This is a genomic window from Variovorax terrae (genome assembly GCF_022809125.1).
Lineage (GTDB): Bacteria > Pseudomonadota > Gammaproteobacteria > Burkholderiales > Burkholderiaceae_C > Variovorax_A > Variovorax_A terrae.
Genome location: NZ_JALGBI010000001.1, coordinates 1,562,036 through 1,582,952, shown reverse-complemented (window position 1 = coordinate 1,582,952; position 20,917 = coordinate 1,562,036). Strand labels below are relative to the sequence as shown.

The 20,917-nt window shown below is 68.2% G+C and carries 20 protein-coding genes; 7 read left to right on the top strand and 13 right to left on the bottom strand.

What is annotated here, in order from left to right; all coding sequences use genetic code 11:
- Positions 1-4: 4 nt before the first annotated feature.
- From pstA to pstS, 3 genes are read right to left on the bottom strand one after another with little or no spacing between them, the layout of a single operon-like run.
- Positions 5-889, bottom strand: coding sequence for a phosphate ABC transporter permease PstA (gene pstA, locus MMF98_RS07485; protein WP_243305618.1), 885 nt, complete (start codon positions 887-889; stop codon positions 5-7).
- Positions 886-1,929 carry a phosphate ABC transporter permease PstC gene (pstC, locus tag MMF98_RS07480; protein ID WP_423837580.1) on the bottom strand — a complete coding sequence of 348 codons (1,044 nt, stop codon included), beginning with the start codon at positions 1,927-1,929 and terminating at the stop codon, positions 886-888. Before pstC ends, pstA begins: the two co-directional genes overlap by 4 nt.
- 39 nt (positions 1,930-1,968) lie before the next feature.
- A complete protein-coding gene (gene pstS / locus MMF98_RS07475) occupies positions 1,969-3,015 on the bottom strand; it encodes a phosphate ABC transporter substrate-binding protein PstS (RefSeq protein ID WP_243305616.1) in 1,047 nt (348 codons plus the stop codon).
- 212 nt (positions 3,016-3,227) lie between these two features.
- Here pstS and MMF98_RS07470 point away from each other — a divergent pair, with 212 nt between their 5' ends.
- The 4 genes from MMF98_RS07470 (at position 3,228) to MMF98_RS07455 (ending at position 7,009) form a co-directional block, all read left to right on the top strand.
- Positions 3,228-3,707, top strand: coding sequence for a fasciclin domain-containing protein (locus MMF98_RS07470; protein WP_243305615.1), 480 nt, complete (start codon positions 3,228-3,230; stop codon positions 3,705-3,707).
- Positions 3,708-3,839: 132 nt separating this feature from the next.
- Positions 3,840-4,988: an ABC transporter substrate-binding protein gene (locus MMF98_RS07465; RefSeq protein WP_243305614.1), complete on the top strand. Its 1,149-nt coding sequence runs from the start codon at positions 3,840-3,842 to the stop codon at positions 4,986-4,988.
- Between the two features lie 68 nt (positions 4,989-5,056).
- On the top strand, positions 5,057-6,556 hold the full coding sequence (gene ppx, locus MMF98_RS07460) for an exopolyphosphatase (protein ID WP_243305613.1): 1,500 nt from the start codon (positions 5,057-5,059) through the stop codon (positions 6,554-6,556).
- A gap of 60 nt (positions 6,557-6,616) precedes the next feature.
- The gene (locus tag MMF98_RS07455) at positions 6,617-7,009 is read left to right on the top strand and encodes a hypothetical protein (RefSeq protein WP_243305612.1); all 393 of its coding nucleotides are present in this window, start codon (positions 6,617-6,619) and stop codon (positions 7,007-7,009) included.
- A 23-nt stretch (positions 7,010-7,032) separates the two neighbouring features.
- On the opposite strand, the gene sixA is transcribed toward MMF98_RS07455, so the two are convergent.
- The 6 genes from sixA to MMF98_RS07425 form a co-directional block, all read right to left on the bottom strand.
- Positions 7,033-7,494, bottom strand: coding sequence for a phosphohistidine phosphatase SixA (sixA, locus tag MMF98_RS07450; RefSeq protein WP_243305610.1), 462 nt, complete (start codon positions 7,492-7,494; stop codon positions 7,033-7,035).
- Positions 7,485-9,599: a polyphosphate kinase 1 gene (gene ppk1, locus MMF98_RS07445; RefSeq protein WP_243305609.1), complete on the bottom strand. Its 2,115-nt coding sequence runs from the start codon at positions 9,597-9,599 to the stop codon at positions 7,485-7,487. Before ppk1 ends, sixA begins: the two co-directional genes overlap by 10 nt.
- 41 nt (positions 9,600-9,640) lie before the next feature.
- The gene (locus tag MMF98_RS07440; protein WP_243305608.1) at positions 9,641-10,732 is read right to left on the bottom strand and encodes a glycosyltransferase family 4 protein; all 1,092 of its coding nucleotides are present in this window, start codon (positions 10,730-10,732) and stop codon (positions 9,641-9,643) included.
- The gene (locus MMF98_RS07435; protein WP_243305606.1) at positions 10,729-11,592 is read right to left on the bottom strand and encodes a UDP-2,3-diacylglucosamine diphosphatase; all 864 of its coding nucleotides are present in this window, start codon (positions 11,590-11,592) and stop codon (positions 10,729-10,731) included. The genes MMF98_RS07440 and MMF98_RS07435 overlap by 4 nt, the downstream gene beginning before the upstream one ends.
- The gene (locus MMF98_RS07430) at positions 11,592-12,428 is read right to left on the bottom strand and encodes a GNAT family N-acetyltransferase (protein WP_243305605.1); all 837 of its coding nucleotides are present in this window, start codon (positions 12,426-12,428) and stop codon (positions 11,592-11,594) included. The genes MMF98_RS07435 and MMF98_RS07430 overlap by 1 nt, the downstream gene beginning before the upstream one ends.
- Before the next feature lie 93 nt (positions 12,429-12,521).
- Complete coding sequence (locus MMF98_RS07425; RefSeq protein ID WP_243307340.1) at positions 12,522-14,372, bottom strand: PhoX family protein; 1,851 nt, start codon at positions 14,370-14,372, stop codon at positions 12,522-12,524.
- Between the two features lie 278 nt (positions 14,373-14,650).
- On the opposite strand from MMF98_RS07425, the gene MMF98_RS07420 reads away from it, so the two are divergent.
- From MMF98_RS07420 to MMF98_RS07410, 3 genes are read left to right on the top strand one after another with little or no spacing between them, the layout of a single operon-like run.
- Positions 14,651-15,007: an ArsR/SmtB family transcription factor gene (locus tag MMF98_RS07420; RefSeq protein ID WP_243305604.1), complete on the top strand. Its 357-nt coding sequence runs from the start codon at positions 14,651-14,653 to the stop codon at positions 15,005-15,007.
- A gap of 59 nt (positions 15,008-15,066) precedes the next feature.
- Complete coding sequence (locus MMF98_RS07415) at positions 15,067-15,567, top strand: arsenate reductase ArsC (protein ID WP_243307339.1); 501 nt, start codon at positions 15,067-15,069, stop codon at positions 15,565-15,567.
- A complete protein-coding gene (locus MMF98_RS07410; RefSeq protein ID WP_243305602.1) occupies positions 15,564-16,280 on the top strand; it encodes an aquaporin in 717 nt (238 codons plus the stop codon). The genes MMF98_RS07415 and MMF98_RS07410 overlap by 4 nt, the downstream gene beginning before the upstream one ends.
- On the opposite strand, the gene MMF98_RS07405 is transcribed toward MMF98_RS07410, so the two are convergent.
- The 4 genes from MMF98_RS07405 to ftsH all read right to left on the bottom strand — a co-directional run bounded on the left by MMF98_RS07405 (position 16,262) and on the right by ftsH (position 20,836).
- Entirely contained in the window at positions 16,262-16,582 is a 321-nt protein-coding gene (locus MMF98_RS07405; protein ID WP_243305601.1) for a hypothetical protein, read from the bottom strand. The two genes, MMF98_RS07410 and MMF98_RS07405, sit on opposite strands and share 19 nt — an antisense overlap.
- Positions 16,583-16,675: 93 nt before the next feature.
- Positions 16,676-18,010, bottom strand: coding sequence for a phosphoglucosamine mutase (glmM, locus tag MMF98_RS07400; protein WP_243305600.1), 1,335 nt, complete (start codon positions 18,008-18,010; stop codon positions 16,676-16,678).
- 19 nt (positions 18,011-18,029) lie between these two features.
- Positions 18,030-18,860: a dihydropteroate synthase gene (gene folP, locus MMF98_RS07395; RefSeq protein WP_243305599.1), complete on the bottom strand. Its 831-nt coding sequence runs from the start codon at positions 18,858-18,860 to the stop codon at positions 18,030-18,032.
- A 59-nt stretch (positions 18,861-18,919) separates the two neighbouring features.
- Positions 18,920-20,836 (bottom strand): ATP-dependent zinc metalloprotease FtsH, encoded by a 1,917-nt coding sequence (ftsH, locus tag MMF98_RS07390; RefSeq protein ID WP_243305597.1) that lies wholly within the window; start codon positions 20,834-20,836, stop codon positions 18,920-18,922.
- Between the last annotated feature and the right edge of the window lie 81 nt (positions 20,837-20,917).

Genomic DNA, 20,917 nt, shown 5'->3' with positions numbered 1-20,917 from the left:
TTCATCAATTCTTGTTGCGGGTCAGCACGCGGGCGAGGATGTTCAGCCCCAGAACCGCCACGGTGATCAGGAACACGCCGGCCCAGGCCAGGTGCTGCCAGTTTTCGTAGGGGCTCATGGCGAACTTGAAGATCGTCACCGGCAGGCTCGCCATTGGCTCGCTGAGCGACGAGGTCCAGAACTGGTTGTTCAGCGCCGTGAACAGCAGCGGGGCCGTCTCACCCGAGATCCGCGCCACCGCCAGCAGCACGCCCGTGACCACACCGGCGCGCGCGGCGCGCAGCGTGATGCTCAGGATGACCTTCCACTTGGGCGCGCCCAGGGCATAAGCCGCCTCGCGCAGGCCCGCCGGCACCAGTTGCAGCATGTTCTCGGTGGTGCGGATCACCACCGGGACCACGATCAGCGCCAGCGCAATCACGCCGGCCCAGCCCGAAAAGCTCCTGAAGCGCGCCACCACCACGGCATAGACGAACAGGCCGATCACGATCGACGGCGCCGACAGCAGGATGTCGTTGACGAAGCGCGTGACCGAGGCCAGCCAGCCCTTGGTGTCGTACTCGGCCAGGTAGATGCCGGCCATGATGCCGATCGGCGTGCCCACGAAGGTCGCCAGCATGACCATCAGGAACGAGCCGTAGATGGCGTTGGCGATGCCGCCCACCTCGTTGGGCGGCGGCGTCATCTGGGTGAAGGTGGCCAGCGCCAGGCCGCCGACGCCCAGGCGGACGGTTTCCCACAGGATCCAGATCAGCCAGAACACGCCGAAGGCCATGGCCAGCAGCGACAGGGTCAGCGCGAGCTGGTTGACGCGCTTGCGGCTGGCGTACTTGGCCTGCCGGGCCTCTTCCTGCAGGGCGGCGTTCACGAGGCGTTGGCCGGTATTCACGCTTTCGCTCCTTCATTCTTCTTCAGGCGTGCCAGCAGGATCTTGGACAGCGACAGCACCACGAACGTGATGAAAAACAGCACCAGCCCCAGGTAGATGAGGGCCGCCTGGTGCAGGCCGCTGGCCGCTTCGGCGAACTCGTTGGCCAGGGCCGAGGTGATGCTGTTGGCCGCCTCGAACAGGCTGGGCGAGTTGAACTGGTTCATGTTGCCGATGACGAAGGTCACGGCCATGGTCTCGCCCAGGGCCCGGCCCAGGCCCAGCATGATGCCGCCGATGACGCCGGCCTTGGTATAGGGCAGCACGACCTTGAACACCACCTCCCAGGTGGTCGAGCCCAGGCCGTAGGCCGACTCCTTGAGCAGCGCCGGGGTGACTTCGAACACATCGCGCATCACCGAGGCGATGAACGGGATGATCATGATCGCCAGGATGATGCCGGCCGACAGGATGCCGATGCCCACCGGCGGGCCGGACACCAGCGCGCCGAGCACCGGCACGCCGTTGAACAGGCTCTGCAGCGGCTGCTGCACGTAGGTGGCCAGGATCGGGCCGAACACCAGCAGGCCCCACATGCCGTAGACGATGGACGGCACCGCCGCCAGCAGCTCGATGGCCGTGCCTAGCGGGCGCTTGAGCCAGGCCGGTGACAGCTCGGTCAGGAACAGCGCGATGCCGAAGCTCACCGGCACGGCGATCAGCAGCGCGATGAACGAGGTGGCCAGCGTGCCGTAGATCATCACCAGGCCGCCGTAGTCGTTCTGCACCGGGTCCCAGACGCTGCGCGTGAGAAAGCTCAGGCCGTACTTCTCGATGGCGGGCCAGGCGCCCACCACCAGGGACAGCAGGATACCGACCAGCAGCGCCAGGGTCAGCAGGGCCGCGCCCTTGGCAGCCCAGCCGAACAACCGGTCGGCCCAGGGCCCCAGGCGCACCGATTTCACGGGGGGAGGATTGGTCATGTCGCGCGGCTGCCCCCGCCCGGCGGCCGCGCCGGGCAAGTTGAAAGGGGCCTCATTGGCCGGGAGTGTAGAGGACACGTGAAACCCCTTGTTGCTCTGGGAAGAATGTGGCCGCGATTACTTGAAGGCGATGGCCTTGCCCGAAGCGTCCTTGATCTGCGTTTCCCACATCTTCTCGATGGCCTGCTTCACGCTGGCGGGCATGGGCACGTAGTCGAGGTCGTCGGCCGTCTTGTCGCCATTCTTGTAGGCCCAGTCGAAGAACTTGAAGACCTGCGCGGCCTGCGCGGGCTTGTCCTGCGCCTTGTGCATGAGGATGTACGTGGCGTTGGAGATCGGCCACGACGTATCGCCCGGCTGGTTCGTCAGGATCTGGTAGAAGGTCTTGTCCCAGGTGGCGTTCGCTGCCGCGGCCTTGAACGCGCCCGAGTCGGGCTGGACGTACTTGCCCGCCGCGTTCTGCACCAGCGCGTAGGTCATCTTGTTCTGCTTGACGTAGGCGTATTCCACGTAGCCGATCGAATTGGGCAGGCGGTTCACGAAAGCGGCCACGCCTTCATTGCCCTTGCCGCCGGCGCCCGTCGGCCAGTTCACGGCCGTGCCCTCGCCGACCTTGCTCTTCCACTCGGTATTCACCTTGGACAGGTAGTTCGTGAAGATGAAGGTCGTCCCCGAACCGTCGGCGCGGCGCACCGGGGCGATCAGGGCGTCCGGCAGCGCCAGCGAGGGGTTCAGCGCCTTGATCGCGGGATCATTCCACTTGGTGATCTTGCCCAGGTAGATGTCGCCCAGCACCTGGCCGTTCAGCTTGAGCTGGCCCGGGGTGATGCCCTTGACGTTGACCACGGGGATCACGCCGCCGATCACCGTCGGGAACTGCACCTGGCCCTTCTTGGCCAGGTCGTCGTCCAGTTGCGGCATGTCGGACGCGCCGAAGTCCACGGTCTTGGCGTCGATCTGCTTGATACCCGCGCCAGAGCCGACGGACTGGTAATTGATCCGCACGCCGGTGGCCTTGTTGTAGTCGGCCGCCCACTTGGCGTAAACGGGCGCCGGGAAGCTGGCGCCGGCGCCGGTGGCTTCCTGCGCAGCGGCCAGGGTGCCGAAAGAAAAGGCGGCCAGGCCGGCCAGGCTGATCGTTGCAATCTTGAAGCTCAGTTTCATCGAAACACCTCTTGGGTTGATTGAAGGTTGGCGCCACTTTAAAAATGTTTTGTGACAGAGATGTGACATGACAGACTGTCATCCGGCCGGCTTTCAGCGACGCTTTCCCGATAGACCAGGGTTTTCAGTCATGAAAATGTCATCAATCATTCACATGACAGTCACACACGCCCCCTACGCTCCTGCCATCTTTTCAAACAGGAGAACCTCCGATGCTGAACCGCCGAATTCTGTTCATTGCCGCCACCGCGGCCTTCATGGCCGGCTGCGCCACCCAGCCCGCGCCGGTCTCGGTGGCCGACACCATCGCCGCCACGCCGTCGCTGAGCACGCTCAACGGCCTGATCGCCAAGGCCGGCCTGACCGACACGCTCAAGGGCACGGGCCCGTTCACCGTGTTCGCCCCCAGCAATGACGCCTTCAAGGCCGTTCCCGCCAAGACCCTGGACGATCTCGCCAACAATCCGGCCAACCTCAAGGCCGTGCTGAACTACCACGTGGTGCCGGCCAAGCTGATGGCCGCCAACATCAAGACCGCCTCGGTCAAGACGGTCAACGGCGCCGACGTCTCCCTGGCCAAGGCCGGGGATTTCGTCACCGTCGAAGAAGCCATGGTGCAGACCCCCGATGTCGCCGCCACCAACGGCGTGGTCCACGTGGTGGACCGCGTGCTGATGCCGCCCCGCCGCTGAAACCGGCCGGCCGTCCCGCGGCCGTGTATTTCAAGCATCTTTCAGGCCTCCAGTCCGCAACAGGTGGACCGGAGGCGCTATCAATTTCGCAGCAACTTGTTCACCCCTCTTCCTTTCGCGACGGAGAATGCCTTGGCTTTGCACCTACAGCCCCTGAACCGGCGCAAGCTCCTGCAATGCGCCGCCGCGATGGCCGCCGGCACCGCGGCCGCCGTCCGGGCCCAGCCGGGCAAGACGCCCCCTCCTTCCCGCCAGGCGATCGTGGCCCAGATCGTCGACATGTCGCCCGGGCAGCAGGACGTGTCGCGTGACTTCCTGGTCGGCTCGCGTGCCGCCTGGCAGGACATCAATGCCCGGGGCGGCCTGCGCGGCCGTCCCGTCCAGCACCTGTCGATCGAAACCGACGGCAGCGCCGCCGGCGCGCGCGCGGCGCTCGGCCAGATCCGGGACAACCCGGCCTGCGTGGCCCTCTCGGGCACCGTCGGCGATCCGCTGGCCGGCCAGGTGGCGGCGCTGCTGCGCCAGGACAACCTCGGCATCGCGCATGCGGCGCCCTGGCTGCAGAACTCCAGCGTGGAGGTTGACGAGCGCACCTTCCCCATCTTCGCGGCGCGCCAGGAGCAGATCGGCCACGCGCTGAAATCGCTCTCCATCATGGGCGTGCAGGAGCTCGGCGCCATCTACGCCTCGGCCCACGAGCAGACGCTCTATCGGGAAGACGTGGAGCGCATCGCTGCCAGCATGAAGCTCAAGCTGTTGTCGCTGCGGCCCGAGAGCGACCTCAAGGCGCTGGGGCAGCGCCTCAAGCAGGACACCCCGGCCATCCTGCTGTTCGTGGGCGGCACGCCGGAGCTGGTGCAATTCACCCAGGGCCTGGAAAAGCAGGCGCGCCAACGCTATGTGGTGGCGCTGGCCGACGTCAACCTCCAGACCATGGCACAGATGGGCGCGGCCCGCAACACCCCGGTCATCGTGACGCAGGCCGTCCCCATGGTCACGGCCAGCCTGCCGGTGGTGCGCGCCTACCGCGAAACGCTGGCGCGGCTGTTTGACGAAGCCCCCACTTCGCTGAGCCTGGCCGGCTTCATCGCCGCGCGCTACACCTACGAGGTGCTGAACGACCTGGACGGCGCCCTCACGCGCCAGAACGCACTGGCCGCCTTCCAGCGCCGCGCCAGCCTGGACGTAGGCGGCTACCGCATCAGTTTCAACCCCCAGCGCCGCAGCGGCACCTACGTCACGCAGAGCATGCTGACCACGGACGGCCGCGTCGTCGGCTGAACGGCTCTGTCTCGGCCATGCGAATTCCGCGTGAATGCTATGCTGCCTCCGGCAAACGAAACTCATTCATGCAAAACGGAACTCGCCTCGCCGCTGTGGACCTGGGCTCCAACAGCTTTCGCCTCGAAATAGGCCGCCTGGATCACGGTCAGATCCACCGCACCGAGTACCTCAAGGAAACCGTCCGCCAGGGCAACGGGCTCGACGCCGAGCGCAACCTCACCCTGGATGCCATGCAGCGCGGCTGGGATTGCCTGGCCCGGTTCGGCGAGCGCCTGGCGGGCTTTCGCAAGTCGCAGGTGCGCGCCGTTGCCACGCAGACCCTGCGCGAAGCGCGCAACCGCGATGAATTCCTGGAGCGCGCCCACCAGGTGCTGGGCTTTCCGATCGACGTGATCCCGGGCCGGGAAGAAGCCCGGCTGATCTACCAGGGCGTGGCCCACCTACTGCCGCAGTCGGACGAGCGCCGCCTGGTGGTGGACATCGGCGGACGCTCGACCGAGCTGATCCTGGGCCAGGCCTTCGACGCGCGCGTGATGGAGTCCTACCGCGTCGGCAGCGTGGCCTGGTCCATGAAGTATTTCCCCGACGGCCAGTTCACCCCGCATGCCTTCCAGATGGCGGAAATCGCCGCCAAGGCCGTGCTCGACGAAGCGCTCAGCGTCTACCGGCGCGACACCTGGGACGTGGCCTACGGCTCGTCCGGCACCATCGGCGCGGTCGGCGATGCGCTCACGGCCGCCGGCTGGCCCGAAGGCGCCGTCACCCGCGACGGGCTGAACTGGCTGCTCGAGCGCCTGCTCGCCGCGCGCAGCGCGGACCGGCTGCGCCTGGACGGCGTGAAGGAAGACCGCCGCGCCGTCATCGGTGGCGGCCTCTGCGTGCTGCGCGCGGTGTTCGACCTGCTCGGCATGGACCAGATGCAGGCGGCCCAGGGCGCCCTGCGCCACGGCGTGCTGTACGACCTGCTGGACCGCGACCAGGAACAGACCGATCTGCGCACGACCACCGTTCAGCGGCTGGCCAGCAAGTTCGACGTCGACGCCGCCCAGGCCCAGCGGGTCGGCCGGGTCGCCCACCAGTTGCTCCGCCAGCTGCGCGCCGGCGATACGGCGAACGAACTGGCGCGGCTGCAGCGCAAGCTCGACTGGGCAGCGCAGCTGCATGAGATTGGCTGCCTGATCTCCCATAGCGACTACCACAAGCATGGCGCCTACATCCTGGACAACGCCGATGCGCCGGGCTTCGCCCTGCCCGAGCTGCACCACCTCAGCCTGCTGGTGCTCGGCCACCGCGGCAAGCTGCGCAAGCTGATCGTGGACTTCGAGGACGCCGTGTTCGTAGGCCAGTTGCTGTGCCTGCGGCTCGCCGTCATCCTCTGCCATGCGCGGCGCGACCCTGACCTTAAGGGCCTGCAGCTCGAAGCAACCCCGGGCGCCGACCACCGGCTGCTGCTGACCTGCCGGCCGGGTTGGGCCGACACCTATCCGCAATCGGCCCACCTGCTGCGCGAAGAGGTGCTGGCCTGGCAGAAGACACCCTGGACACTGCAGCTCGCGGGCTGCTGAGTTGCCCCGTGGATTCAAACGGTATAAACTGTATATACCGTTTCACCAAGGACCCTTTCCATGCCCGCAGCCAAACAGCCCGTCGCCCGCAAACTCCCGGCTCCCGCAAAATCCACCAAGGCGGCCCCCAAGGCCAGCGCACCGGCCAAGCCTGCCGCGGCTCCGGCCAAAGCCAAGGCCCCGCTGGCCAAGGCCTTTGCCGAGCCCAAGGCCGACAAGCCCGCCAAGGCCAAGAAGCCCAAGCTGGTGCGTGACAGTTTCACCATTCCCAAGATCGAATACGGTGTGCTCGACGAACTGAAGCAGCGCGCCGCCAAGCTGGCGCACCCGGCCAAGAAGAGTGAAGTGCTGCGCGCCGGCATCAAGGCGCTGGCCGCCATGTCCGACAGCGCCTTCCTCGCGGCGCTGCAGGCCGTCCCGGCCATCAAGACCGGCCGCCCCAGCCAGTCCTGAGCGCGGCGAACGGACGCCCTGCCCTACAGCACCTCGGGCGACTGCACCGTCACCACCACCGTCTGGGACGAGCCCTCGCGGTCGCGGTTGCGCAGCCACCAGACGGCGCCCTTCTTGACCGAGCATTCGGACTCCTGGAGCGCCAGCAGCTGCGCAATGACCTGGCCGAGCGTGGGCTGGTGCCCCACCACCAGCACCGTTCCCTTGCCGGCCGGCCATTGAACCAGCTCCAGCAATTGAGCCGCCGTGGCATCGGGCGCCAGCTCCGGCCGCAGCTTGTACTTGCGGCCCAGCGCGAGGGCCGTCTGCTCGGCGCGGCGCGCCGGGCTGACCAGGATGCGCGCGCCTTCGGGCAGTTGCCGGTCCAGCCAGCCGGCCATGCGCGCGGCCTGCTTCTCGCCGCGAGAAGTCAGCGAGCGCGCCCGGTCATCGCAGCCTTCGGCCCACTCTTCGGCTTCCGCGTGGCGCCAGAGGATCAGATCCATGAGGCTTCGTCGCCCGCGCCCTCGCGGGCGCCATAGCGGTCCATCAAGGCGGCCTGCGCGCCATGGCCCGGCTGCCGGTCTCCGGAACCAACCCGCGTGTAGGTGCCGTCGGGCCCGAGGTCCCAGGCGTCCAGGCCGTCGTGCAGGTAGGCCACCAAGCATTCGTCGATGATGCGCTGGCGCAGCGCAGCGTCGGTCACGGGCCAGGCCAGTTCGACGCGACGTAGCATGTTGCGGTTCATCCAGTCGGCGCTGGAGAGGTACAGGTCTTCCTGATCCGCGCAGCGGAAATAGAACACGCGCGAATGCTCCAGGAAGCGCCCGATCACCGAGCGCACCCGGATGTTGGCGGTGATGCCCGGCAGTTGCGCGGGCAGCATGCAGGCGCCACGCACAATCAGATCGATCTTCACGCCGCGCTGGCCCGCGCGCACCAGCGCGAGCATCAGAGCCTCGTCGGTCAGGGCATTCATCTTGGCCACGATGCGCGCCGGCTGGCCCTGCGCGGCGGCCGCACCCAGCGCGTCGATCTTCTCGATCAGCTTGCGGTGCAGGTGAAACGGCGCCAGCCACAGCCGGTTGAGCCGGGGCAGCCGGCTCTGGCTGGCCAGGTGCACGAACACATTCTCGATGTCGGCCGTCAGCAGCGGATCGGCCGTGAGATAGCTCAGGTCGGTGTACAGCCGGGCCGTGCGCGGGTTGTAGTTGCCGGTGGACAGGTGGGCATAGCGCCGCAGCTGCCGGCCCTCGCGGCGCGTGACCAGCAGCATCTTGGCATGGGTCTTGAGCCCCACCACGCCATAGACCACCTGGGCGCCGATCGACTCCAGCATCTCGGCCCAGTTGATGTTGGCTTCCTCGTCGAAGCGCGCCTTGAGCTCCACCACCGCGGTGACCTCCTTGCCGCGGCGAACGGCTTCGCGCAGCAGGTCCATCAGCGCCGAGTCGGCGCCGGTGCGGTAGATGGTCTGCTTGATCGCCAGCACCTGCGGGTCGTTCACCGCCTCGCGCAGGAAGGCCAGAACACCATCGAAGCTCTCGAACGGCTGGTGGATCAGCACGTCGCCCTGCGTCAGCTGGTCGAAGAACGACTGGCCCGGCATCAGCTGCACCGGGTAGCAGGGTTTGTAGGGCGCAAAGCGCAGCCGCGGCTCGTCGACCAGGTCCACCAGCTGCGTCAGGCGCACCAGGTTCACCGGGCCGTGCACGCGGTACAGCGCCTGCGCGGGAAGATTGAACTGCTTGAGGAGAAAGCTCGACAGGTGCTCGGAGCAGCCGGCCGAGACCTCCAGCCGCACGGCCTGGCCGTAGTGGCGGTGCTGCAGGCCCTGGCGCAGCGCGGTGCGCAGGTTCTGCACGTCGTCCTCGTCGACGGCCAGGTCGGAATGGCGCGTCACGCGGAACTGCGAGAACTGCCCGACCTCGCGGCCCGGGAACAGCTCGGCCAGATGCGCCCGGATGACGCTGGACAGGGAGACGAACAGCGTCTTGTGGTCCGACACCTTGTCGGGCATGCGGATCAGGCGCGGCAGCACACGCGGCACCTTGACGATGGCGATGTCGTTCTCGCGCCCGAAGGCGTCGCGGCCGCTCAGGCGCACGATGAAGTTCAGCGATTTGTTGGCAACCTGCGGGAACGGGTGCGCCGGGTCCAGGCCCACCGGGATCAGCAGCGGGCGCACTTCGCGTTCGAAGTAGTCCTTGACCCAGCGGCGCTGCGCCAGATGGCGCTCGCCGTGCGAGACGATCTTGATGCCATGCTTCTCGAACGTGGGCATCAGGTCGTCGTTGTACAGCGCGTACTGCCGGTCCACCAGCTCGTGGGCCGCGGCGGCCAGCGCGGTGAACGACTCGACCGTGTACAGCCCCTTGCGGTCGTTGTTCTGCAGCGCCGTCAGGTGCGGCGCGGCGCGGACCTCGAAGAACTCGTCGAGGTTGGACGACACGATGCACAGGAAGCGCAGGCGCTCCAGCAAGGGCACGTCGGGGCGATGCGCCCAGTCGAGCACCCGCTCATTGAAGGCCAGGATGCTGTGATCGCGATCCAGAAATGGAACCGTGACAGGTGCGGCCGCGGGCGGCTGGACAGCGTTGGGAGCAGGCATTGTCAGCACAGACTACAGGAAATGTATTTGTGACAGATTTTTTACCGATTTGATGACAGTGGCGTGACAGTGCCATGCTCCTGGACGGGCGCGCCCGCGTGCGCACCCCGGCGAGCCGGCACCAGATGGTCCCGGAACAGCTGGGCCGCCTGGGCCCAGTTGAAGTCCAATGCCCTGGCCCGGGCCTCGTGCCGGGGGATCGCCAGCGCGCTGTAGCAGGCCTGCAGCAGGTCCTCGTGCATGGTGCCGCCGCGGCTGCCGCCCTCGGCCTGCCCCAGCACCTCCAGCGGCCCGTCCACCGGGTAGGCCGCCACGGGCGTGCCGCTGGCCATGGCCTCCAGCATCACCAGCCCGAAGGTTTCGGAGCGGCTGGGAAACACGAACAGGTCTGCCGCCGCATAGACCCGGGCCAGCTCGTCGCGCGGCAGCACGCCCAGCCAGCGCACCTGCGGGTAGCGCTCGCGCAGCGAGGCTTCCAGCGGCCCGATGCCGCACACCACCTTGGTGCCGGGAAAATCCATCTGCAGGAAGGCCTCGATGTTCTTCTCGTAGGACACCCGGCCCACGAACAGCGACACGGGCCGCGCCAGCGCGCCCATCGGTCCCTGCGCGCTGGCCTGTGCCTCGAACGAAAACAACCGGGTATCGACCCCGTGCGTCCAGCTGCGCAAATGGCGGAAGCCGCGCCGCTCGAGCATGCGCAGCACGCCCTGCGTGGGCACCATCACGCCCGAGGACGGCCGGTGGAAGTGCCGGAACAGCGCGTAGCCCCAGGACAGCGGCACCTTGAGCGCCGCGTTCAGGATTTCCGGAAACTTCGTGTGAAAGGCCGTGGTGAACGCCAGGCCGCGCCGCAGGCAGTAGCGGCGCGCCGCCCAGCCCAGCGGCCCTTCGGTCGCGATGTGGATGGCCTCGGGCTGCAAGGCGTCGAGCTGCGCCGTGAGCTGGCGCGCCGGGCGCACGGCCAGGTCGATGCCGGCATAGCCGGGACAGGGCCGCGTGCGGAACAACCCGGGCTCGATGACCTCGACCTGGTAGCCTGCCTGCGCCAGCTCGCGCACCAGCTCCACCAGCGTGGTCACCACGCCGTTGACCTGCGGCATCCAGGCGTCGGTGATCAGCGCGATCTTCATAGCGCCGCTGCGGCCGTCTTGCCGCGGCGCTCCAGGCTGTCCTGCGCGGCGGCCCACTGCAGCAGCTCCAGCCGGCCGTCGAAGTGCTCCACCAGCGCGGTGCGGCTCTCCACCCAGTCGCCGTCGTTGCAATACAGCGTGCCGCCGATCTCGCGCATCTCGGCGCGGTGGATGTGGCCGCAGACCACGCCCTGGTGGCCGCGCCGGCGGGCCTCCTGGGCCACCGCCACCTCGAAGTCGGTGACGTAGTTGAGCGCCTTCTTGACCTTCTGCTTGAGGTAGGCCGAAAGCGACCAGTAAGGCAGGCCGAGGCGCCCGCGCAGGTGGTTGAGGTAACGGTTGAGCTTGAGCGTGAACTCGTACAGGTTGTCGCCCAGATAGGCCAGCCATTTGGCGCACTGGATGACGCCGTCGAAGTAGTCGCCGTGGATCACCCACAGGCGGCGGCCATCGGCCGTGGTGTGCACGGCCTCGTCGATCACTTCGATGCCGCCGAACTGGTGGCCAATGAATTCACGCGCAAACTCATCATGGTTGCCCGGCACGTAGACCACGCGGCAGCCCTTGCGCGCGCGGCGCAGCAGCTTCTGCACCACGTCGTTGTGCGACTGCGGCCAGTACCACTTGCGCCGCAGCTGCCAGCCGTCCACGATGTCGCCCACCAGGTACAGGTAGTCGCTCGGGCAGGCCTTCAGGAAGTCCAGCAGCGCGGCGGACTGGCAGCCCGGCGTGCCCAGGTGCAGGTCCGAGATGAAGACGGCGCGGTAGCGCCGGCGCACCCGTTCGTCGTCCTGGTCGTGGGCTTCGTCGGGCATGAAACTGCCGCTCCAGGCATCCAGGGCATCGAAGGTGGTCCGCATCACACCCCCAGGAAATGCTTGCGGTAGCGCGGCGGCAGGTCGGCGATGCGCATCAGCATGGGCAGGTCGGCCGTGTTGAAGTCCGGGTCCCAGGCCGGCGCGCCCAGCACCTTGGCGCCCAGGCGCAAGTAGCCCTTGATCAGCGCGGGCGGCTCCACCTCCAGCGTGCCGTCAAGCTCCGCCACCGGCAGCGCCAGGCGCGGCAGCACGTGGTATTCGATCGGCGCGAGGTGGGTCTGGCGCACCTGGTTCCAGATGCTGGCCGCGGCCTGGCCGCTGACCACGCCGTTGTGCAGCATGGGGATGCTGGCGCAGCCGATCATGGTGTCAAGCTGGTTGCGCACCATGAACTCGGCCAGCGCCCCCCACAGCGCCAGGATCACGCCGCCGTGGCGATGCTCGGGGTGCACGCAACTGCGGCCCAGCTCCACCATGCGCGCGCGCAGGGAGCGCAGGCGGGTCAGGTCGAACTCGGTGTCGCTGTAGGTGCCGCCCACGCGGCGGGCCTGGGCCGGCGTCAGCACGCGGTAGGTGCCCACCACTTCCTGCGTGAGCTCGTCGCGCACCAGCAGGTGCTCGCAGTAGTCGTCGAACAGGTCGATGTCGTGCCCGGCCAGCGTCGTTTCCAGCCGTGCGCCCATCTCGCCCGCGAAGACCTCGAACCTCAGACGCTGCGCTTGCCGGACTTCGTCGAGGTGCTTCGCCCATGAAACCTGAATACCGCCGCGCCCACCTTGAGCGAGTGCCGGGCTGCCCGCAGGGTCAGGTCGGTGAAGTGACCCCCTGGGCAGGGACACGGGCGAGAGCGGGAAGGTCGGGTTGGGCAGTTCTTTCATCGTTCACTCCTTCATCAATTCGGTGTTGTGTTGCGTATTCGTGCAGTTCATTTGTGAAGAAGCCCCGGCGGGCGGGGCTTCCTCTGAGGGGTTCTAGGTGCCGACGAGGCCTCCGTCCTTGCGCCGGATCGCCACCGTGGCCGAGCGCGGGCGGCTGCCCTGGCCGTCGGGCCAGGTGCTCACCGCCGCCGGTTTTGCGGGATCGCTGCGCTCGCTGGCGGTTTCGCCGGGGTGCTGGATGTTGATGAACACCGTGCGGCGGTCGGGCGTGAAGGCGATGCCGGTGATCTCGCAGCCCGACGGGCCGGTGAGAAAGCGCTTGGTTTCGCCCGTCAGCGGGTCGGCGCACAGCATCATGTTGTTGCCCATGTTCCGGTAGGCGCCCTGCAGCAGGGTGGAGGTCGACACGTCGGTCTGGATCCAGAGCAGGCCGCCGGCGTCCACCTTCAGGCCGTCGGGGCTGCCGTAGATGTCGCCGCGGATGTTGCCGCGGTGCTCGGGCTTGTCGGCCTGCGGATCGCCGGCCAGTGCGAAATGCATCCAGCGGAATTCCAGCGCGGCGGCATCGCCGGCCTGGGCATCGCCCTCGCGCCAGCGGATGATGTGGCCCATGATGTTGTCGGCGCGCGGGTTGGCGTCGGACACCGTCTCGCCCTGGGCCCGGCCCGGCTGGCCGCGCTGGCTGTTGTTGGTGAGCGTGACGAACACCTCGCCGGTCTGCGGGTGCACAGCGATCCACTCGGGGCGGTCCATCTTGGTGGCGCCGGCCACGTCGGCCGCCTGGCGGCAGCGGATCAGCACCTCGGCCTGGCTGGCGAAGCCCCGGTCGGCCGTCAGTCCGTTGTCGCCGTGCACCAGGGGCAGCCAGCGGCCATAGCCCTGCGCGTCGAAGCGCGCCACGTACAGCGTGCCGTGGTCCAGCAGTTCGCGGTTGGCCCGGTAGCCGCCGGGCCGGACCTTGTCGCGGCTGACGAACTTGTAGATGTACTCGAAGCGCTCGTCATCCCCCATGTAGACCACCGCGCGGCCGTCGCGGCTCAGCGTGGTGGTGGCGCCTTCGTGCTTGATGCGTCCGAGCGCCGTGCGCTTGACCGGCGCCTGGGCCGGATCGAACGGGTCGATCTCGACCACCCAGCCGAAGCGGTGGGGTTCGTTTGGATGGCGGGCGGCATCGAAGCGCTCGTCGTGCTCGTGCCAGCGGTAGCCCCAGCCGCCATGGCGCAGGCCGTAGCGCTGCTCGTCGGCGCCGGGCTTCTCGCGCGCCGAGAAGTAGCCGTTCCAGTTCTCCTCGCAGGTCAGGTAGGTGCCCCAAGGCGTCTGGCCGGCCGCGCAGTTGTTGATCGTGCCCTGCACCCGGGTGCCCGAGGCGTCGGCGTCGGTCTTCAGCAGCGCATGGCCGGCGGCCGGGCCGGCCAGCACCATCGGGGTGGTGGCCGTGATGCGCCGCGCATAGCGCGACTGCGGCACCACGCGCCACTGGCCCTGCCGCTCCGCGATCTCGATCACGCTCACCCCGTGCGCGGCCTGCGCCTTGCGCACCTTGTCGGCACTCCAGGTCTTCATGCCGTCGGGGTGGAGCAGCCCGTCGTCGGTGTATTCGTGGTTCACGGCCAGCAGGCCGTGGCGCGGGTTCTTGTCGAGCGGGAAATACTCCATGCCGTCGTGGTGCATGCCCGACTGCAGCGCCTGCTCCTGCCAGCTGTTGGAGGCATCGGCGCGGAAGGCGGGCGCGCCGGCCGCCGAGCCCACCGGATCGCCCCAGCGGTACAGCACCTGGGCTTCGTACTCGGGCGGCACCACCACGGCGTCCGCCACCGAGACCGGCACGCCGGTGAAGCCCAGCGGCTTGCCCTTGCCACCGCTGGCACCCCAGGCGTGCGACCCGATCAGCAGCGCCACCGCCGCCGAGCTGCATTTCAGGACATGGCGCCGGCTGCCATCCACCTCGTGAATGGAGGGATTGGGCGCCTGGTTCACGCCGTCTTCCCGTTCGTAGCCTTTGCCGAAACCTTTGCTCACGGAGGACTCCACTGCATTTCCAATGCCGCGAGTCTGGTGGGCCGTGATGACGCCTTTGTGGCCATTTCATGACATTTGAGTGACAAAAACCCATGGATGTCCTTGTCGGGTGGTCATTAGCAGCTATGGATTTGATAGCAATGGCAGGTGCGGCTTGGCATCTCAAAACATTTCAACTATCATTGAAATATAAAAATGAAACCATGACTGAAACAGAAACCCTCCTCGCCCTCGCCGCGCTGGCCCAGGCCCAGCGCCTGCGCGCCTTCCGCGCGCTGGTGGTCGCCGGGCCGCAGGGCCTGCCTGCCGGCGCGATCGCCGGGCAGCTCGGCATTGCGCCCAGTGCCTTGTCCTTCCACCTCAAGGAGTTGAGCCACGCTGGCCTGGTCAGCAGCGAGCCGCGCGGCCGCCACCTGATCTACCGCGCCGACTTCACCCGGATGAACCGCCTGCTGGGCTACCTGACCGAGCATTGCTGCCAGGGCGAACCCTGCGAGGCCGGCCCCCCCGCCGCCTGCTGCCCAGAGGCCGCGGCCGGCAGCATGGAGCTGGGCTCATGAGCGCCGCCCGGCCGCCCGAAGACGACCGGCACGGCAGCGCGCCAGAGGCGCACCTTCCCATGAACGAGCGCCCCCTGCGCGTGCTCTTTCTGTGCACCCACAACTCGGCGCGCAGCATTCTGGCCGAAGCCATGCTCAACCACATCGGCCGGGGCCGCTTTCGCGCCTTCTCCGCCGGCAGCAGCCCGCGCGCGAACCAGCAGCCCCACCCCCTGGGCCTGCAGGTGTTGCGGGACGCCGGCCTGGCCACCGATGACCTGCGCAGCAAGAGTTGGGACGAGTTTGCGCAGGCGGATGCGCCCACCATGGACCTGGTGATCACCGTGTGCGACAGCGCCGCCGGCGAGGCCTGCCCCTACTGGCCCGGCCGCCCCGCGACCGCGCACTGGGGATATGCCGACCCGTCCGCCGCCGAGGGCACGGAGGCGCAGCGGCTCGAAGCCTTCCGCCAGACCCTGCAGGCGATCCGCCGCCGGCTGGAGCGGCTGGTTGACCTGCCGGCCGGCCCTCTGGACACGGCGGCGCTGCAGCGCCACGCCCGCGCGGTCACCGGCTCATGACGCTGCCCCGCCAGGCCCTGGCCGAGTTCACCGGCACCGCCGCCCTGCTCTGCGCCGTGATCGGCTCCGGCCTCATGGCCGAGCGGCTGGCCGGCGGCAACATGGCGCTGGCGCTGCTCGCCAACACGCTGGCCACGGCCGCCGCGCTGTATGTGCTGATCGAGCTGCTGGGCCCGGTCAGCGGCGCCCACTTCAATCCGCTGGTCACCCTGGTTTTGGCCTTCAAAGGGCCGCAGGTCCAGGCGCAGCGGACGCGGGTTGCTCTTTATTTCATAGCATCCCAGTTGCTCGGCGCCGTCGCCGGCGCCTGGCTGGCGCACGCGATGTTCGATCTCGACATTCTGCAGGTGAGCCACCGGCTGCGCGGCGGCTGGTCGGCTACCGGCCAGTTCACGGGCTGGGGCCAGTGGCTGGCCGAAGCCGTGGCCACGGCGGGCCTGATCCTGGTGGTGCTGCGCGCTTCGGCGAAGCGGGCCGGCGCGCTGGTGGCCTGTTACATCGGCGCGGCCTACTGGTTCACCGCCAGCACCAGCTTCGCCAACCCGGCGGCCGTGCTGGGCCGCATGCTGAGCGACAGCTTCGCGGGCATCGCGCCGGCCAGCGCCCCGGGCTTCGTGCTGGCGCAGGGCCTGGGCGCGGTTGCGGGCCTGGGGCTGTCGCGCTGGCTCGGCCCACTGCCGGGCGCCGAGCCGGCTCAGCGCCCCAGCGCGTAGGCCGCCACGCCGAAGCCCAGCACCGCCACGGTGGCGGCCACCACGGCCAGCAGGTAGGCGCGCTGCAGCTTCTTTTCCAGCGTCGTGGCGGCGGCCTGCAGGCCGTCGATGGTGCCCTGCATCTGGGTGGCCAGCAGCTTGATCGCCTCGGCGTTCTGGGTGGCCGCGGCCTGCAGCTCCGCGATCTGCTGGGCCATCACCTCGGGCGACTTGTCGGGCGATTTGGCGCGCGTGAACAGCGGCTGGGCGAGCTTGATGATCTCGGGCAGGTACGGCGCCGCAATGGAAAGCCAGGCACTCATGTCAAATCCTTCATTCGCATCGGGAACCCGTGGGCAGCACAGGCAGCGCGGGCCGCACGGCGAACTCGCCGCCAGCGGCCACGGCCGCTCCCCTCAGCCGGCACGCAGCGCCTCGGCCAGCCGCTGTGCGCTGGCCTGGGCCTGCTGCGCGTCACGCGCCTCGACCATCACGCGCACCAGCGGCTCGGTGCCGCTGGCGCGGATGAGCACGCGGCCGGCGTTGCCAAGCGCGGTTTCGACAGCCTGGGTTTCCGAAGCCAGCCGGGCGCTGGCCTTCCAGTCCTGCCCCGGCTGCAGGCGCACATTGATCAGGGTCTGCGGGAACAGCGTCACATCGGCCAGCAGCTGGGCGAGCGTGCGGCCGCTGCGCACGCAGGCCTGCAGCACCTGCAGGGCGCTGATGAGGCCGTCGCCCGTGGTGTGCTTGTCCAGCGCCAGCAGGTGGCCCGAGCCCTCGCCGCCGAGCAGCCAGCCGCGCTTGTCCAGCTCTTCGAGCACATAGCGGTCGCCCACCTTGGCGCGCACGAACTGCACTCCCCTGGTCTTGAACGCCACTTCCACGGCCATGTTGGTCATCAGGGTGCCCACGGCGCCGGGCACCGGCTCGCCGCGCGCCAGGCGCTCGGCCACCATCAGGTACAGCACCTCGTCGCCGTTGTAGAGGCGGCCCTCGGCATCCACCAGCTGCAGGCGGTCGGCATCGCCATCGAGCGCGATGCCGTAGTCCGCGTGGTTCGCCCGCACGGCCTCGATCAGGGCCTGCGGGTGGGTCGCGCCCACCTCGTGGTTGATGTTGAGCCCGTCCGGCGCGCAGCCGATCGCCACCACCTCGGCGCCGAGTTCGTGGAACACCTTGGGCGCGATGTGGTAGGCCGCGCCATGGGCCGCGTCGACCACGATCTTCACGCCCTTGAGCGTGAGATCGTTGGCAAAGGTGCTCTTGCAGAACTCGATGTAGCGGCCCGCCGCGTCATCGAGCCGGCGCGCCTTGCCCAGGGTGGCCGAGTCGGCCCACACCGGCGGCTCGTCCAGCGCGGCTTCCACCGCCTGCTCCCAGGCATCGGGCAGCTTGGTGCCCTGGGCGCTGAAGAACTTGATGCCGTTGTCGGGAAAGGCGTTGTGGCTGGCGCTGATCACCACGCCGAGGCTGGCGCGCAGCGCGCGCGTGAGGTAGGCCACGCCGGGCGTGGGCAGCGGCCCGAGCAGGATCACATCGACGCCGGCGGAGTTGAAGCCCGACTCCAGCGCACTCTCCAGCATGTAGCCGGAGATGCGGGTGTCCTTGCCGATCAGCACGGTCGGGCGCGCCTCGGTGCGCTTGAGCACGCGGCCCACGGCATGCGCCAGACGCAGCACGAAGTCCGGCGTGATCGGGGCCTGGCCCACCGTGCCGCGGATGCCGTCGGTCCCAAAGTATTTTCTTGTCATGTTCCCTCGTCCTTGTGGTTCAGTTTTCCGAATTCATGGCCGACCAGACCTTGAGCCCCGCCACGGTTGCGGCCACGTCGTGCACGCGCACGACCCGGGCGCCGCGCTCCACCGCGAGCACGGCCGCCGCCACGCTGGGCACCAGGCGCTGCCCCACGTCCAGCCCGGTCACCGCGCCCAGGGAGGACTTGCGCGACCAGCCCGCCAGCAGCGGATACCCCGCGCCCAGCAGTTCGCGCTGGCGTGCCAGCAGCGCAAAATTCTGCGCCACCGTCTTGCCGAAGCCCGTGCCGGCATCCCACACGATGCGGGAGGCCGCGACGCCCCGCGCCAGCAGGGCCGAGGTTTGCTGCGCCAGGAACGACAGCACCTGCGGCACCACGTCGCCCTCCATCGGGGCCACCTGCATGGTCTGCGGGTCGCGGTGCATGTGCATCAGGCACACGCCGCAGGCCGGGTGGCGCGCCACCACCTCGGCCGCGCCATCGCGCCGCAGGGCCCAGATGTCGTTGACGATGTCAGCCCCCAGGTCGAGCGCGGCCTGCATCACCTGCGGCTTGTAGGTATCGATCGACAGGGGCACACCCAGCGCCACGGCTTCGCGCACCACCGGCAGCACCCGGGCCAGTTCCTCGTCCAGCGGCACGGCCGGGCTGCCCGGGCGCGTCGATTCGCCGCCAATGTCGAGGATGTGTGCGCCTTGCGCCAGCAGTTGTTCGCAATGCCGCAGCGCCGCGGAAACGCCGGCATGCTGCCCGCCGTCCGAGAAGGAGTCCGGCGTCACGTTGACGATGCCCATCACCCGGGGCGTTGCCAGGTCGATCTGGAAGCGGGAGGTTTGCCAAAGCATGGTCGATATCAAAAAACGGGGCCTCGCGGCCCCATTTTTCATCAGTTCACCCCGGGCCGTCAGGCCACCGTGGGCGCCGGATCCGGCTTGACGGGCGTGGCGCCGCCACTGCCCCCACCGCCCGAGGAGGGAGTGCGAGGCGTCCAGTCCTTGGGCGGGCGCGGCTCGCGGCCGGCCATGATGTCGTCGAGCTGTTCGCTGTCGATGGTTTCCCACTCGAGTAGCGCCTTGGCCATGGCGTGCATCTTGTCGCTGTTGTCCTCGATCAGCTTGCGCGCCAGTGCGTACTGGTCGTCGATGATCTTGCGCACCTCGGCATCCACCTTCTGCATGGTGGATTCGCTCATGTTGGTGGTCTTGGTGACCGAGCGGCCCAGGAACACCTCGCCCTCGTTCTCGGCGTAGACCATCGGGCCCAGCGCCTCGGTCATGCCGTAGCGCATCACCATGTCGCGCGCGATCTGGGTGGCGCGCTCGAAGTCGTTGGAAGCGCCGGTGGTCATCTGGTGCATGAACACTTCCTCGGCGATGCGGCCGCCGAACAGCATGCTGATCTGGTTCAGCATGTACTCGCGGTCGTAGCTGTAGCGGTCCTGCGCCGGCAGGCTCATGGTCACGCCCAGGGCGCGGCCGCGCGGGATGATGGTGACCTTGTGCACCGGGTCGCACTTGGGCAGCAGCTTGCCGATCAGCGCATGGCCGGACTCGTGGTAGGCCGTGTTGCGGCGCTCTTCCTCGGGCATCACCATGCTCTTGCGCTCGGGGCCCATGAAGATCTTGTCCTTGGCCTTCTCGAAGTCCTGCATCTCGACCACGCGCGCATTGCGGCGCGCAGCCATCAGCGCGGCTTCGTTGCACAGGTTGGCGAGGTCGGCGCCCGACATGCCGGGCGTGCCGCGGGCGATGATGCTCGGGTTCACGTCCTGGCCGATCGGCACCTTGCGCATGTGCACGTTGAGGATCTGCTCGCGGCCGCGGATGTCGGGCAGCGTCACGTAGACCTGGCGGTCGAAGCGGCCCGGGCGCAACAAGGCGGCGTCCAGGATGTCGGGCCGGTTGGTGGCCGCCACCACGATCACGCCGAGGTTGGTCTCGAAGCCGTCCATCTCGACCAGCATCTGGTTCAGGGTCTGTTCGCGCTCGTCGTTGCCCCCGCCCAGGCCCGCGCCGCGCTGGCGGCCGACCGCGTCGATTTCATCGATGAAGATGATGCAGGGCGCATTCTTCTTGGCGTTCTCGAACATGTCGCGCACGCGGGCCGCGCCCACGCCGACGAACATTTCAACGAAATCGGAGCCCGAGATGCTGAAGAACGGCACCTTGGCCTCGCCGGCGATCGACTTGGCCAGCAGCGTCTTGCCGGTGCCCGGGGGGCCGACCAGCAGCAGGCCGCGCGGGATGCGGCCGCCGAGCTTCTGGAATTTCTGCGGGTCCTTGAGGAAGTCGACCACTTCCTTGACTTCTTCCTTGGCCTCGTCGCAGCCGGCCACGTCGGCGAACGTGACCTGGTTGTTGTTCTCGTCGAGCATGCGGGCCTTGCTCTTGCCGAAGCTGAACGCCCCGCCCTTGCCGCCGCCCTGCATCTGCCGCATGAAGTAGATCCAGACGCCGATCAGCAGCAGCATCGGGCCCCAGCTCACCAGCAGCGTCATGAGCAGCGAGCCCTCTTCGCGCGGCTTGACGTCGAACTTGACGTTGTTGTTGATCAGGTCGCCGACCAGGCCGCGGTCGAGGTAGGTGGCGGTGGTGCGCACCTTGCGGTCGTCGGTGGTCATGGCCACGATCTCGGTGCCGCCCTGGCCTTCCTGGATGATGGCGCTCTTGATGCGCTTGCCGCGCACTTCTTCCAGGAAATCGGAGTACCCCATGCTGGTGGCGCCGGCCACGCCACGCGCATCAAACTGTTTGAACACGGTGAACAGCACCAGGGCGATCACCAGCCAAACGGCAATTTTCGAAAACCACTGATTATTCAAGCAAGACTCCGGTTGGGGCTGCAGAGGGCAGACTGATGCATACTTGCGCCCCATTTTAGGCGTTTCAAGGCGTGAAGTACC

Bases quoted from the DNA above. Each gene is read 5' to 3' on its own strand.
- MMF98_RS07420 (WP_243305604.1), top strand. From the start codon at position 14,651: ATGACTGAAACAGAAACCCTCCTCGCCCTCGCCGCGCTGGCCCAGGCC.
- MMF98_RS07455 (WP_243305612.1), top strand. From the start codon at position 6,617: ATGCCCGCAGCCAAACAGCCCGTCGCCCGCAAACTCCCGGCTCCCGCA.
- glmM (WP_243305600.1), bottom strand. From the start codon at position 18,010: ATGACAAGAAAATACTTTGGGACCGACGGCATCCGCGGCACGGTGGGC.
- MMF98_RS07435 (WP_243305606.1), bottom strand. From the start codon at position 11,592: ATGCGGACCACCTTCGATGCCCTGGATGCCTGGAGCGGCAGTTTCATG.
- ppx (WP_243305613.1), top strand. From the start codon at position 5,057: ATGCAAAACGGAACTCGCCTCGCCGCTGTGGACCTGGGCTCCAACAGC.
- MMF98_RS07410 (WP_243305602.1), top strand. From the start codon at position 15,564: ATGACGCTGCCCCGCCAGGCCCTGGCCGAGTTCACCGGCACCGCCGCC.
- MMF98_RS07440 (WP_243305608.1), bottom strand. From the start codon at position 10,732: ATGAAGATCGCGCTGATCACCGACGCCTGGATGCCGCAGGTCAACGGC.
- sixA (WP_243305610.1), bottom strand. From the start codon at position 7,494: ATGGATCTGATCCTCTGGCGCCACGCGGAAGCCGAAGAGTGGGCCGAA.
- ppk1 (WP_243305609.1), bottom strand. From the start codon at position 9,599: ATGCCTGCTCCCAACGCTGTCCAGCCGCCCGCGGCCGCACCTGTCACG.
- MMF98_RS07430 (WP_243305605.1), bottom strand. From the start codon at position 12,428: ATGAAAGAACTGCCCAACCCGACCTTCCCGCTCTCGCCCGTGTCCCTG.
- folP (WP_243305599.1), bottom strand. From the start codon at position 18,860: ATGCTTTGGCAAACCTCCCGCTTCCAGATCGACCTGGCAACGCCCCGG.
- MMF98_RS07415 (WP_243307339.1), top strand. From the start codon at position 15,067: ATGAACGAGCGCCCCCTGCGCGTGCTCTTTCTGTGCACCCACAACTCG.
- MMF98_RS07405 (WP_243305601.1), bottom strand. From the start codon at position 16,582: ATGAGTGCCTGGCTTTCCATTGCGGCGCCGTACCTGCCCGAGATCATC.
- pstS (WP_243305616.1), bottom strand. From the start codon at position 3,015: ATGAAACTGAGCTTCAAGATTGCAACGATCAGCCTGGCCGGCCTGGCC.
- MMF98_RS07470 (WP_243305615.1), top strand. From the start codon at position 3,228: ATGCTGAACCGCCGAATTCTGTTCATTGCCGCCACCGCGGCCTTCATG.